Raw genomic sequence first — 13,697 nt, 5'->3', positions numbered from 1 at the left:
TCATACCATTAGATGTATCTTTTTAAGAAGAATTACTGCTCTTACTAATTATTTTTATTCATAATATTTTTCATGCTTTCATTTGTATATTCATTATAATAATAAACAGTTCTTTTGTCAATAATTATTAGCATATACAAATATATTTATTGAACATTTATTCTTTTCTATTTTTTTTACCTTTTAATTCCCTATGTTTGCTCATATTAAGCTCCTTATTTTTATTTTTTAAAAATAACAGATTTATGTATTTTTTAGAAAACTAAACTGCTTTAAGTCTTTTTTCACATTGACTTTTTTCATTTGATAAATTATAATTCATTATATTAAAATAAAAAATTAAAGGAGTTTTTTTATATGAGAAGATTATTACTTTTGGTTATATTATTCGGATGCATGAGTGTAATCAATCTTGCAGCCGGCTGTAATGCCCAGATATGTACATGTCCCGGAGGCGGCTATGTAACATATGGTCAATACTGCCCTGTTAATACTCCCAGCTACTCAGCTCCACCTGATGCCCCGCCTGTTGATATGTATTATTTTATACTTGATATTAAAAATAATTCTTATCAGCTTGTTGATTTAAAGACAAAAAATTTTCTGACTGCTCTTGACAGATCCTTATCCTGTGACAGAAGCACTCAGGTCTGTACGGTAGTATCTATCCGTGAATATTTGGCTGTTGTTGTTTCAGAAGATAACAGATTATTTATAGGAAAAGCCGATGCTTTTTATAAAGGAACAGGAAAAAAAGCAGAAAAAGCAGCAATCGATGATTGTAAAAAAGGAAAAGAGGCAAATGGAAACGGAGTAATGGGGGATGGTATAAAAGGGAAAAAGTGCAGGCTTATCAGGTTGTTTAGTCCGAATTTCAAGCTGGAAAATATTGAAACAAAACAAAAATATGATTTGAAAGTTACCGGTTCATTATAAACAAGGTAAGAAACTCTGTTTTTTTCCTTATTATCATAATAATTGCTTTCTTCTATACTGTACATTATCTTACAGCCGTAAATTTATCAAACAAAAAAAACATTCTGGAATTTCAGAATGTTTTTTTATATACTGATAAATTTTTTCTATAAAATATCAATTAATGTTTTTCCGCTGCCGTAGACTTTTCCCCAGTCACTTTCAAATTTTTCAATGCTCCAGTCTGTATACGGATGATAAATCATCTGCTTTAATACATCAGAGCCTACTGTGACCGCTTCTGCTCCTGCAAGTATAGACTCATGAACCTGTTTTACATTTTTAAATGAAGCCCCGAGTATTTTAGCCTTATTATTTTTATCCCTGCTTAATATATCAAAAGCATCCCTTACTACTTTCACACCATCTCCGCCGATATTATCAGCTCTGTTTACATATGGAGCCATATAGTCTGCACCGGCTTTTGCAGCCATGACTATCTGCTGTGAAGTAAGGATTCCTGTTGCAGTGATATTAAAACCTCTGTTCTTTAATTCAGACATAGCTTTCAGTCCCTCGTCTGATACAGGTATTTTAATGTAAAGATTCCCCTCAAAGGTATCTTTCAGCAATTCCGCCTCTTTTATTATAATATCGGCTTCTCTACCCAATACCTGAACATGCAGCATTTTTTCAGTTCCGATTATTGCCAGAATACTGTTTATTATTTTTTTATAATCCCCGTTTTCATTTGCTATTATTGTAGGATTTGTAGTTACTCCCACAATCGGGAATTTTCCATTAAAATATTTTATCTCTTCCAAATTCGCAGTATCTAATAAATATTCCATATTTCCTCCTGTATTTTTTTATTTATCCGCCTATATTTACAATAAATCCTTCTTTTTCAAAAAACTTTTTTATATTCTCAGTTTCTTCGTCTGTTGGTACTTTCAAATCCTCAAGAAGATATTTTCTATTCAGATATTCATATTTTTTGCTTCCGTAATTATGATAAGGCAGAATATCCAGATTATATACACTGCATTCCTTCATTAATTCCGATATTTTTTTCAGGTTCTCCATATCATCAGTATATCCGGGAATATAAGGAAAACGTACTATTACCTTTCCCGCAGCAGCTGCCTTCCTAAAATTTTCTTTTATTATATCAGATGCTCCTATTAATATTTTTTTTGATCTTTCATTATCCATTATTTTCAAATCAAATAAAACTGTATCTGTATATTTCAAAATCTCTTCCAAAATCTCTTTTTTCCCGTAACCGCAGGTTTCTACAGCTGTATTTATTCCATGCTCTTTTAATTCCTTCAGAAATTCCAATACAAATTCACCCTGCTCCAGAATTTCCCCGCCTGATAGTGTTACCCCGCCCTTTGATGCATTGAAAAATACCTCATCCTTAAGCACTTCTTTCATAAGTTCATCAAGCTTGTACCATTTACCGCTCTTCTCATATGTTCCGGTAGGATCCTCGTCTACGCTTCCTACATATTGTTCATACTTTTTCTTTTTTTCTTTATTTATCATTATTTCTATTTTACTGCTTTGTGATTCAGGATTGGAACACCACGGGCATCTCAGCCTGCATCCTTTGAAGAATACCATTGTTCGTATTCCCGAACCGTCATTTAAAGAATATCTCTGGATATTAAAAATCAAAGCTTTATTCATTCATAGTCTCTCCCTGTCCAAACATTTCTGTGAGATAAAAAACAGGCTGTCAGTGTAGTGCTCCCTCCATTATTGATTAATTTTCATGCTTGACTGATTATGAATAAGTCACTGCACTAAAACACATGTTCTGTTCTGTTTATTATATCATTTTGTATTTTTTCATTTAATTCCGTAAAAAATGCACTGTACCCTGCTACCCTTACTACAAGATTATCATATTTTTCCGGATAAAGCTGTGCTTCCTTCAAAGTTTCCCTGCCTACTACATTAAACTGTATATGCTGTATTTTCAGCTTCATATAAGCATAAAGATAGTTTACGAAATTTTCCAGTCCCTGATCACTTTGGAGCGGTCCCGGACTTAGCTTTACATTTAGCAGGCTGCCGTTTGTCAAAAGGACATTATCCAGCTTGCTTACACTTTTTAGTACTGCTGTGGGACCAAGCTTATCTCTTCCGAACATAGGCGACAAGCCTCCGTCTGCAAGCTGCTCTCCTGATTTTCTTCCGTCCGGTGTAGCCCCCACTACTTCTCCGAGAGGAATATGTGCAGAAACCGTATATGATCCCGGAATAAATATACCGCCTCTCGGATTGCTATATTTTTCCACTTCCTTACAGTATAATCTTAATATTTCAGAGCTTAAATCATCTACCTTATCAAGATCATTCCCGTATTTATCCTCGTCATTGATAAGTCTGAGTCTCATTTCCTCACCGTGTGAAGTATTAAAGTCATTTTCCATTACTTCTATCACATCTTTGAATGAATATCTGCCTTCATCAAATATAAATTTCTTTACAGCATACAGCGAATCTGAAAGATTCGGCATTCCTATGCCCTGAACTCCTGAAAAATTATACTTTGCACCTCCCTCTGTTATATCCTTTCCTTGTTCTATGCAATTATCTACCATAACGGAAAGAAGCGGAACCGGAGCGTATATTCTATGCCCCTCATCTACTATATTGCTTCCCTCGGCCATTAAACCCACATATTTTTTTATGTCATTTTTTATTTCATCTATTATAAATTCAAATGTAATTCCAGTATTTTCTTTATTTCTAAGTAATACTTTCTCCATAATTTTCATTATATTCAGCATTGCAATATCATGAAGACCATATGTTTTCCCCGGAATCGAAAGCTCTACACACCCTACCACAGAATAATTTCTTGCATCTTCAAGGCTTACTCCCCTTATAAGGAAAGACGGAATAATTACCTCATCATTGAAAATCTGCGGTATTCCTGTTCCCAGTCTGATTACTTCGCATGTTTTCTTAATAAATTTTCTTGGTTCCAGTTCATTTACCCTTACCCCTAGATTGGGCTGTGGAAGCTGTATATCCTTATATGCTTCCAAAAATAAGTATGAAAGCTCATTTACCGACTGTCTTCCTTCTGATGTAAGTCCTCCCAGAAGTGCAGTATATCCTGTAGGAAACCCTGCAAAAAATTTTGCGCTGTTGCTGCTTCTCACGAGAACTACATCATTTGTTTTTATATAAAAAGCTTCAAGATATTCCTTTAATTCATTTTCGGGTATATTTTTTTTAAGATCACTCACATAAAAATCATTTAGATACTGATCCACTCTTCCCAGCGAAATCGAGCTTGCATTTGACTCATACTGGAGAATTACACATACATACCACAAAAGCTGCAATGCCTCATGAAAACTTTCCGGTTTTCCCGTTGATATTTTTTTTGATATTTCTGCTATTTTTTTCAAATCTTCCTTACGTGTAATGTCGTTTTCAGCTTCCATCATTTTTTCGGCAAGCTCTGCATATCTCAAAATATGTCTTGCAGAAGCATCTAACACTATCTTTGAAGCCTGATAAAATTCATTATCAGGATTTTCCCTGAGTTTTTTATTAATTAATTCAATTAAATGCCCCAGTCCGTTATTCAGAACTGTTTCAAAATCCGGAATTATATGCCCCTGACCTTTATCAGTCTGATTCAGCTTCACTATTTTTTCTTTTACACTCGCTTTTATATCCTCGCCTATATTGCATTCAATGGAATCCTTCATGGATTTTCCCTGCCAGTAAGGAAAAAGCTCCTCTTTATATATAACCTTATCTTTTTCTGTAAATTTAAATTTATCCTGCGGTCTGCTTATCATGGTATCTATTTCCTCCAAGATCCAGTAAGGATCCATTTCGGGGGATATAATCCCGCTTCTTGGCTTTACTGTCCTGTTCCCGGCTATTATTTCCTTTTCTCTTATGCTTATTTCCACTTTATCCAATATATTCTCAGTTGCTTTTGCTCTTCTTATTATCTGAGATTTACCTTCTGTTTCTTTGTAGCTTTCAGTATAAAGCAATGCTCTTTCGATAGATATTTCTCTTTCGTTTTTAAATAAATCTTTTTTCAAAAATCTTATTCTTTCATTCATAACATTACCTCCAATGGTTTTCAATTCTATGATACATGTTTTTTATTGTTTTGTCAATATTTTTATTGTTTTTTATTGTTTTGAATTTTATCTTTGATTTTTTTACATATTTAATATATAATTTAGTATAACAAATTACAGGGAGGTCTCATGTTTGTAAAAGAAAGACTGGAAATAATAATGTCTTTGCTTAAAGAAAAAGGAAAAATCGAAGTAAATGATCTAAGTAAAAAATTTAGTGTTTCCAAAGATCTTATCAGAAAAGATCTTCAAAAGCTGGAAGATCAGGGTCTTCTCGAAAGAACTTACGGCGGCGCAATCCCAAAAAGAACCATAGTCAAAAATCTTTCTATATGGAGCAGAATAACTTCCAATACCGAAGAAAAGAAAAAAATTGCCAAAAAGGCTCTCTCATTGATAAAACCTAACGATACTGTTTTTCTGGATATTACATCCATAAATTATTATCTGGCAGATGAGATAGACAGCAGCGGTATTAATGTTACTGTTATCACTAATATGATCGATATAATGCATCTTCTTTATCATTCAGAAAATATAAAGCTTATCGGTATCGGCGGTGTTTTAAATAAAGAGCTTGACGGCTTTGTCGGATCTATTTCAATAGATCAGATCAAAAAATTTAAGTCTGACATAGCCTTTCTCGGAACCATAGGTCTTGATACTGCATCAGGCAGTCTGACTACATTTGATTCTGAAGACGGTCTTACTAAAGAAGCTATTATTAATTCCGCCAAGAAAAAATATCTTATATCCGAAAAACAGAAATTTTATCAGGACGGTAATTTCATATATTCAAATGTTGATAATTTTAACGGCTTTATTACCGATAACGATATTTCGAAAGACATAAAAACATTTATGAAAAAAAAGAATGTTTCCATTATATAATAAATTAAGAAAAAATCACTTTTAGACGATGTCGTAAAAGTGATTTTTTATCTTATCTGTTTTTAAATGCTTCTTCTATTTTTTCTATAATTTTGTTAGATTTTTTTACCACATCACTTATTGCCACTTTAACTGTAGGCTTGCCGTCAAATCTCTCAAGATCTGCCAAAGATACGTCTTTTGTAAGAACCACTACATCTGCATCCTTTACATCATCCATAGTTATTACATTTTCTATTCCTATCGATCCCTGTGTTTCTACTTTTACTTCATGTCCCTTTGCCAATGCTGCTTTTTTCAAAGCTTCAGCTGCCATATAAGTATGTGCCACACCAGACGGGCAAGATGTTACTCCAAGTATTTTCATAATTTTCCTCCGTTATTTAAAATTCTATTTCCAATTCTATATCATCAATATCTGAAACTGCTTCTTCTGCTTCTGATTTTTTTAGTGCCGCTGCTGTCACTGCCGTTACCGAAGCTCCTACAAGGACGGCTATTATATAACCAATTTTATTTTCCACTGTAGGCAGCACTATTAGTCCTCCCCATGAAGAACTGAGCTTTGCTCCGAGAAGACCTGCTGTCACAGATCCACATGCTGCTCCTGCCATTAATGCCGGGATTACTCTTAAAGGGTTAGCAGCAGCAAAAGGTATTGCCCCTTCGGTTACTCCTACAAGTCCCATAAGTATGGCGGCTTTACCGGTTTCCTTTTCCTCGTCGCTGTATTTTTTAGGTGCTATCAGTGTTGATATTCCAAGGCCAATCGGAGGAACACATATAGCTACCCCTATCATTGCGGGGATTGTATAAATCTGCTCTGATACCGACAATATCATAAACGAAAATGCTACCTTATTTACAGGTCCTCCCATATCGAATGCTATCATCATTCCCAGTATAACAGCCAGAAGTATTGTATTAGTTCCGCTCATATTCTGCAGCCATTCAGTCAGTAAAACCGTTATATTGGCAATCGGCTTCCCTATTACCCACATCATAATTCCCGCAGTAATAAATGTACCTATCAGCGGCATCACAAAAATCGGCATTATTGATCTGAATACATCAGGTACTTTTATTTTTTTCAGATAAAATACTACTATTCCGCCTATTATTCCGGCAAATAAAGCTCCTAAAAATCCTGCACCTATTTTATTTCCTACCAGCCCTGCTATAGCCGCCGGTGCCAGTGCTGATCTTCCTGCTATTGAATATCCTATATATGCCGCAAGCATAGGTATCATTAATTCAAATCCAGCTACTCCTATATCAAAAATATCTTTTAGAATCGGATTCTCAGGTACACTACCCTTTCCTCCCAGAACAACTGCCAAAGACAGTAATATCCCTCCCGCTATAACGAAGGGTATCATATGAGATACTCCTGTCATAAGATGCTGTCTGATTTCCTTAAAAATTTTCACAATATCCTTCATATTTTCTCTCCCTATTCTTAGTTTATATTGTCAGAGTACTCCTTTATTATCTGCAAAGCCTCTTCTTTTGTATTTATGCTTGACAGCCTGTCTCTAAAATCGTCATCCAGTATAGAAGTAGATAATTTTATAAGTATTCTCATGTGTTCATCTCCCGCAGCCTCTTCTGATACACCAATCATAAATACATATTTCACATACTCGTCCTCATCACCGTCTTCTCCCCACTTTACCTCATCTTTCAGTCTTGCGAATGCTATGGCAGCATCCTTTACAGAACCGCATTTCCCGTGTGGAATGGCAAAAGAATAGCCTACTGCTGTAGGAAACGATTTTTCTCTCTCATGTAGAGCATGCAAAAATCCTGTCTTAGAGCAGAAATCACAATTTTGGCATTTATCAAGGCTGTTTTCTTTCCATACACAATTCAGTTTTTTTTCTTCGTGTATTAATTTTGCCAGATTTTCTATGGCTTCTTCTTTTGTTGTCACCTCCATATCCAGTTTTATCAGTTTTTCATTAATAAGTGTTCCCATTAATTACCTTCACCTCTCTTGTTAAAAATCTATAATTAATAATACCATTTTTTATTGTTTTGTCAAGTTTCTTATTGATTGTTATTTTTTGAATATTTTTTATATCTGAAAAAAATTCACTTTTTCTATTTCATCATAAAATACTGAAATAACAAGTTTTATTCTTTTTTATCGTTAATACAAAAAATAAATATCAAACTATTTTTTATATTTATTATAACTATTTTATTTTTTAATTTTATTTTTTATTTCAAGTATATTACATTTAATTTCTTGTTTTTTCCTGTTTTTTATCAACAATTATTATAAATTTATATCTAATATTTTATTGAAATTTTTATTAACTCATGTGATAATTTTGAAAAAAATTTTTTTCATTTTTCTGATATAATTTTTTTGAAAAAGATATTTTTTTTACCTGTACTATACTGTATCTCACATATCCGTATCTTCAAGAACCCTCTGTTCATAAAGATTTGGAGTACTATTCAGATAAAAGCTTGATTTTTATAAGAAAAAATGATATGATTATACGTAAAATCATCAGAAAGGAGGCTACTAATGGCTCATTCAAAATCATCTAAAAAAAGAGTATACATAGGTGAGAGAAATAGAATAAGAAACCAAGCTATAAAAAGCAGAGTAAAAACATTTGTTAAAAAAGTTCTTGTTGCTGTTGATGCTAATAATGTCGACGAAGCTAAAACAGCATTGAGTGTTGCATATAAAGAGCTAGATAAAGCTGTTACTAAAGGTATCCTTAAGAAGAACACTGTATCTAGAAAAAAATCAAGACTCGCTGCAAAAGTTAATTCATTGGCTAGCTAATCAATATAAAAAAGACACTGGGTGTCTTTTTTGTTTGCATTTTTTATTACTGCCTTAATATGTTATAATATCAAAAAATAAAAATTTTAGGAGGTAATATGAATTTTGAAGAAACTATAAAACCGTTTTTCTGGGTAGAGCATGAAAAAAGTACATCCTTATGTTTAAGTAATTTGAATTATAAGGCTGAAATATTTGATTCCCGTGCCGATGAAGGATTTATCGGAAATGGATATGATTGGGGATCGCTTGCCCTTGTATTTCTTGAGGAAAAGATGCCGGATTTGATAGATACTGTGAAATTTGATCCTGAGGCAGATATGTTTTGTGCTTATTCATCAGATTCCGAAGCATTAAAAAAATTCGCTCTTTCATTTAAAGAAGCCTGTGAAAATACTGAATTAATTTCTGAGCTGTTTTCACGTGCGAAACTTGATTAACAATGAGACTTGTATCAAAATGATTTTTGATACAGTCTCTTTTTTCATAGTATCCATAATTATATTTCTGAATTCAGGCAGCTGCTTTGAATAGAATAGAACAAAAAAATGAGTCTTGCGGCTCATTTTTTTACTATTTTTTTATCTGTTTACTTCCATCACAAGTGCTTCTACACCTATATCCATAGGAAGTCTTCCCGTCTTTATGTCTTTTTCTATTTCCCAGCATTTATAACTAAGTCTTCTAAGCTTTTTCCTGCTGAATTTTTTCAGATTCTTATATTTATTAAATACAGCATACGGGTGTGCCGGTCTTTTATTAACATAAAAATATTTTTTTATTTTTTCATATTCCGATTTGAACGAGTTATAATCCCCTCTGAGTCTGAATCCTTCATCTTCCAGCTCCAAAAGCTTCAGAAGTGTTTCGACTTCTCCGTACATACTGTATAAAAAGCCCATATATTCCTTTGTTTTTTTCAGATATTCCATTACTTCAAAAATCTCGCCTTTTATTGTTTTTTCAACACATTCATATATGAAATATTCTTTCTGCACAGAAATCATACTCTTTATTTTTTCAAAATCATATGGTTCATCACCAAGAAAGCTTTTTATTTTCTCTACCTCGTTTTTCACCTTAAAAGGATTTTCCCCGATCAGGCTGAGCAGTCTCTGGGTTTCCTTTGTATCTGTTTTTAGATTTTCTTTTACGTAATTACTGAGATTTTTCTCATCTTCCTCTGTCTTGATAACTTTAGTTTCAGTTTTTTTGCCTATTTCATCAAGAAGAGTAAATAATTTATCATTTTTTTTGCTTCCTTCTGTGTGAAAATCTATTATTACATATTTTGAGTCCATTTCCACATTGGAAACAAGAGTGAGAACTTCCTCTATATTGCCCAGCTTCTCTGCTCTTTTTAATACAAGTATTTCCTTACCGCCGAATATGGAATTAAAATTTAGTTTTTCAAAAAACTTATCATCTTCTTTAAGTGCCACATCAAAGGCAAATTCCTGTATTCCCGGATTTTTCTTTTTTATATCATCCAGTATTTCCAGATACTTTAGTTCTCTGCTTTCAGTACCGCAAATAAAATAAAACATTTATTCTCCTATTTCAAAACTTTTTTCCAGATATATTCCTCTTCCATTCCGAGATAAATATCAAAATCCCCGTATTTCCTTATTTCCTTGATTATCTCGTCATACATCTGTATTCTTATTCCTTTAAAATATCTTTCTTTTCCATCTATTCCTGTTATCAGCTCATTATAAAACAAGTCAGTTTTTCTCTCCAGAAGAACCTTATTTTTTAGTCCTTTTGTATACCTCAGACTGCCCAGACCTATATCTCTTATTTTTTTCGTTTCCAGACTGGTCATCAGCTTCTTTATAAGATCTGTATAGGCATTTTTTCTGTTTTTTATATTTATCACAGGATCTATTCTTATTCCTATGTCATATCCATGCTCCTGAAGTTTTTTGGCTGCCGTTATTCTTTCTTCCAGCGAAGCAGTCATAAATTCATATTCTCTTATAACCTCTTCCGGACTAAAAGTAAATGAAACAAATATATTTTTATAAACTGCCTCATTCAAAAGCCCTTTTATGTTCTTACTCTTGGTTCTGAACTCCAGAATAAGATCTTTCCTGTTTTTAAAATAATTAATAAGATCATGCGAAATATTTGTAATATTGTCAAAAACAAGAGAATCATTGACAATCCCGCAGCTTATCATCTCATTCTTACCAGTATGTTTGTCGAGTTCATGAAACATATCCTCTGTATTCACATAAAATATACATGCACCGTGGCTGTAATAATCTCTCAGATAACAGTAAACACAGTTAAAAGGACAGTTGTTCTCATATGAAAGATAATATTCTTCCTTTATTTTCTGAAAATTTTCATCCAAATGATATGATTTCAAAAATCTGCCCTTTTTTACCGTAAATAAAAAATATCCTTTTTCTTTTTCAAAACCTGATTTTTTCTCTTTCAGAATTTTTAAAAATTCTGCTTCCGAGCTGACAATACTGTAGTTTTTCAAAATATTCAGGATATCTCTCCCTTTCTTATGCTCTTTTATATCCTCAGTTATAAAAAATCTGCTTTCCATTTTATTCCTTTATAGTTATTTCTCTTTTAATAATATTTCTTTATAATTTTTTAGTTCGCTTTTTTGTGTTTTATTTAATTCCGGATATTTCAGGTTCAGGCTTTCAAGAGTTTCCTTTATTATTTCCGATACCGCAAATTTGGCAAACCACTTTTTATCCGCAGGAATAACATACCATGGCGCATAGGAAGTACTTGTATGGTTTATTGCATCCTCATAAGCATCCTGATAATCATCCCAGTATTTTCTCTCCTCGATATCAGCCGAAGAAAACTTCCAATTCTTGCTTGGATCTTCAATTCTTTCAAGAAATCTTTCTTTCTGTACTTCTTTGGAAACATTCAGAAAAAACTTTATTGGTATTACCCCGTTTTCAAACAGATATCTTTCCTGCTCTCTTATATTATGAAATCTTCTTTTCCAGATATCCTTATATTGCTTTTCCTTAGGAAGATGCTGTGTTGACAAAAGATTATGCACCCTTACCACAAGTACATCCTCATAGTATGATCTATTAAATACTCCTATTCTTCCCCTTTCAGGCATAGACTTAGATGTACGCCACATATATGTGTGATCCAATTCTTCCCTTGAAGGCTGCTTAAAATTAAATATCTGAAAACCCTGCGGATTTATCCCGCTGAAAACATGTTTTATTGTTCCGTCTTTACCTGCTGCATCCATTGCCTGGAAAATTATCAGAAGTGAATATGTGTCCTCAGCATATAGTTTATTCTGAAGTTCACTTATTATTTCAATATTCTCTCCTAATTTCAGCAATCCTTCTTCTTTGTTCTTGAATATTCCCTTATCTGCTGTGGGAAAATCTTTTAACTTAATGCTTTTCTTACCGTCCACTCTGTACTTTCCAACCATATTTACACCTCTTTTACGACTTTTATATTAAAATCCCCGTCTATAAATATTCCTGTTACCTTTATATCTTTCAGATCCTTTTTAAGAATATCCACCGCTTCTTCTATATAGCCTTTTTGTGTATCGTCATCTACAGGGCACCCTGCACAGTCATGATGACCTGCTATAAAAAGATGATCTGATTTATGCTTTCTTACAGAGATCAATACAATTTTATCCTCTATATCTTTCAGATAGCTTTCATTTATTATTTTTGATACCGGTCCGGCATCTGTTATGGTATCTACATAAACATACCCGTATTTCACCCTTATATACTCATTTACTGCCATATTAAACCTTCCGTCCATGCAGCATATTAATGTACAATACATATTCTGTCCTCCTCATGTAATATTTCATCAAATCAAAACAAGCCGTTATTCTGTCTGTTAAACACGTCATACAGTAAAATAAACAGTATCATTCGGATGATTGCAAGTGAAATATTACAATAAATTAGTGTTCTAAAAAATTCTTATGTTACATTATACTCTTTTTGCCGAATAATTTCAATTATTGATATTGTGTCCGGTTTATGGTAAAATTTCATATATATTTTCAGGAGGTTTAATTATGTCGTTTGAATACAAGGGAAATCCGAGGGAAGAAGCTTCTATCGGCGGTTTGAGAGCCAGTATTGCAGCTTTTTTTATATGCATATCTTTTTTTCTGGGAATGAGCTTTATTGTTTCACTGGCTTCACTTATTCTGGAAAAAGAAAATGAATTTGTCAGATTTTATGCTGAAAGAACTCTGGCATTAAATATGATTTTTTTAGTTTTACTTGTTTGTAACATTATTTTTTTTATCGGACAGATAATTTTTCTTCTGGGGCTGATTGCCTTGTCTGTTTATCAGATAATTGCATGTGTTAAGGCATATAAAGGCCAGACTTTCGATCTGCCTTTTATGGAAAAAATTTGTGATTTTTTATTTGCATAGTGTATATAATGAGCAAATTTCAATAATATAAAAACTGTCCGAAAGCTTTTGCAATATAATTTTCGGACAGTTTTTTCTCATATCAGCCATAATTTCTTTATTAACGGAGGTATTTTAATTATGAAACCAAAAGAAATTCTTCTTCAATGGATTAATGCTTTTAATAACAGTGATCCTGAGACAATTTCCGCTCTGTATGATGATAATGCAGTTAATCATCAGGTTGCCAACGATCCGGTTATCGGACGGACAGCTATAAAACAGATGTTTGAGAATGAATTCTCTCAGGCTGAAATGATCTGTATTATCGAAAATATATTTGAAGACGGTGAATGGGTCATTCTTGAATGGAAACTAAGAGGCTGCGGTTTTTTTTCATATTATTAATGATAAAATAGTGTTTCAGCGCGGCTATTGGGATAAACTCTCATTTTTGAAACAGCACAATCTCCCCATATAATAATTCTATATAACAAAAAAGATACCCTGTAAAAATAACAGAAGTATCTTTTTATTTTACGCTGTATTGTTA

Annotated in this window: 16 protein-coding genes; 6 read left to right on the top strand and 10 right to left on the bottom strand. The window is 32.9% G+C overall.

Annotated elements, in window-relative coordinates; genetic code table 11:
* Window positions 1-357 precede the first annotated feature (357 nt).
* Window positions 358-936, top strand: coding sequence for a hypothetical protein (locus tag STERM_RS22510; RefSeq protein ID WP_012861390.1), 579 nt, complete (start codon window positions 358-360; stop codon window positions 934-936).
* 146 nt (window positions 937-1,082) lie between these two features.
* Here the strand turns inward: STERM_RS22510 and STERM_RS09530 are convergent, their stop codons facing one another.
* From STERM_RS09530 to STERM_RS09520, 3 genes are all read right to left on the bottom strand, one after another.
* Window positions 1,083-1,766, bottom strand: a complete 684-nt coding sequence (locus tag STERM_RS09530) for a fructose-6-phosphate aldolase (RefSeq protein ID WP_012861389.1) — start codon at window positions 1,764-1,766, stop codon at window positions 1,083-1,085.
* A gap of 22 nt (window positions 1,767-1,788) precedes the next feature.
* Window positions 1,789-2,610: a glycyl-radical enzyme activating protein gene (locus STERM_RS09525; protein ID WP_012861388.1), complete on the bottom strand. Its 822-nt coding sequence runs from the start codon at window positions 2,608-2,610 to the stop codon at window positions 1,789-1,791.
* Between the two features lie 116 nt (window positions 2,611-2,726).
* Complete coding sequence (locus tag STERM_RS09520) at window positions 2,727-5,024, bottom strand: formate C-acetyltransferase (protein ID WP_012861387.1); 2,298 nt, start codon at window positions 5,022-5,024, stop codon at window positions 2,727-2,729.
* Between the two features lie 150 nt (window positions 5,025-5,174).
* Here STERM_RS09520 and STERM_RS09515 point away from each other — a divergent pair, with 150 nt between their 5' ends.
* Window positions 5,175-5,936, top strand: a complete 762-nt coding sequence (locus STERM_RS09515; protein WP_012861386.1) for a DeoR/GlpR family DNA-binding transcription regulator — start codon at window positions 5,175-5,177, stop codon at window positions 5,934-5,936.
* Between the two features lie 52 nt (window positions 5,937-5,988).
* On the opposite strand, the gene STERM_RS09510 is transcribed toward STERM_RS09515, so the two are convergent.
* Genes STERM_RS09510 through STERM_RS09500 form a run of 3 tightly spaced genes read right to left on the bottom strand, consistent with a single transcriptional unit; the run spans window position 5,989 to window position 7,914 of the window.
* The gene (locus tag STERM_RS09510) at window positions 5,989-6,303 is read right to left on the bottom strand and encodes a PTS fructose-like transporter subunit IIB (protein ID WP_012861385.1); all 315 of its coding nucleotides are present in this window, start codon (window positions 6,301-6,303) and stop codon (window positions 5,989-5,991) included.
* Window positions 6,304-6,319: 16 nt separating this feature from the next.
* Window positions 6,320-7,378, bottom strand: a complete 1,059-nt coding sequence (locus tag STERM_RS09505; protein WP_012861384.1) for a PTS fructose transporter subunit EIIC — start codon at window positions 7,376-7,378, stop codon at window positions 6,320-6,322.
* Between the two features lie 17 nt (window positions 7,379-7,395).
* Complete coding sequence (locus tag STERM_RS09500; RefSeq protein ID WP_012861383.1) at window positions 7,396-7,914, bottom strand: PTS sugar transporter subunit IIA; 519 nt, start codon at window positions 7,912-7,914, stop codon at window positions 7,396-7,398.
* 561 nt (window positions 7,915-8,475) lie between these two features.
* On the opposite strand from STERM_RS09500, the gene rpsT reads away from it, so the two are divergent.
* Both rpsT and STERM_RS09490 read left to right on the top strand, forming a co-directional pair.
* Window positions 8,476-8,742 (top strand): 30S ribosomal protein S20, encoded by a 267-nt coding sequence (rpsT, locus tag STERM_RS09495; protein ID WP_012861382.1) that lies wholly within the window; start codon window positions 8,476-8,478, stop codon window positions 8,740-8,742.
* Window positions 8,743-8,840: 98 nt separating this feature from the next.
* Window positions 8,841-9,182 carry an immunity 51 family protein gene (locus STERM_RS09490; RefSeq protein WP_012861381.1) on the top strand — a complete coding sequence of 114 codons (342 nt, stop codon included), beginning with the start codon at window positions 8,841-8,843 and terminating at the stop codon, window positions 9,180-9,182.
* A gap of 141 nt (window positions 9,183-9,323) precedes the next feature.
* On the opposite strand, the gene holA is transcribed toward STERM_RS09490, so the two are convergent.
* From holA to STERM_RS09470, 4 genes are read right to left on the bottom strand one after another with little or no spacing between them, the layout of a single operon-like run.
* A complete protein-coding gene (holA, locus tag STERM_RS09485; RefSeq protein WP_012861380.1) occupies window positions 9,324-10,289 on the bottom strand; it encodes a DNA polymerase III subunit delta in 966 nt (321 codons plus the stop codon).
* 8 nt (window positions 10,290-10,297) lie between these two features.
* Window positions 10,298-11,305, bottom strand: a complete 1,008-nt coding sequence (locus tag STERM_RS09480; RefSeq protein ID WP_012861379.1) for an SPL family radical SAM protein — start codon at window positions 11,303-11,305, stop codon at window positions 10,298-10,300.
* A 15-nt stretch (window positions 11,306-11,320) separates the two neighbouring features.
* Complete coding sequence (locus STERM_RS09475) at window positions 11,321-12,181, bottom strand: polyphosphate kinase 2 family protein (protein WP_012861378.1); 861 nt, start codon at window positions 12,179-12,181, stop codon at window positions 11,321-11,323.
* 2 nt (window positions 12,182-12,183) lie between these two features.
* On the bottom strand, window positions 12,184-12,555 hold the full coding sequence (locus tag STERM_RS09470; protein WP_012861377.1) for a carbonic anhydrase: 372 nt from the start codon (window positions 12,553-12,555) through the stop codon (window positions 12,184-12,186).
* A gap of 241 nt (window positions 12,556-12,796) precedes the next feature.
* On the opposite strand from STERM_RS09470, the gene STERM_RS09465 reads away from it, so the two are divergent.
* Window positions 12,797-13,165, top strand: a complete 369-nt coding sequence (locus tag STERM_RS09465) for a DUF4870 domain-containing protein (RefSeq protein ID WP_012861376.1) — start codon at window positions 12,797-12,799, stop codon at window positions 13,163-13,165.
* Between the two features lie 120 nt (window positions 13,166-13,285).
* On the top strand, window positions 13,286-13,552 hold the full coding sequence (locus STERM_RS09460) for a nuclear transport factor 2 family protein (protein ID WP_244407251.1): 267 nt from the start codon (window positions 13,286-13,288) through the stop codon (window positions 13,550-13,552).
* Window positions 13,553-13,697 lie beyond the last annotated feature (145 nt).

The organism is Sebaldella termitidis ATCC 33386 (genome assembly GCF_000024405.1).
GTDB classification, from domain to species: Bacteria; Fusobacteriota; Fusobacteriia; order Fusobacteriales; family Leptotrichiaceae; genus Sebaldella; species Sebaldella termitidis.
This window is presented reverse-complemented; position numbering and strand designations above follow the sequence as displayed.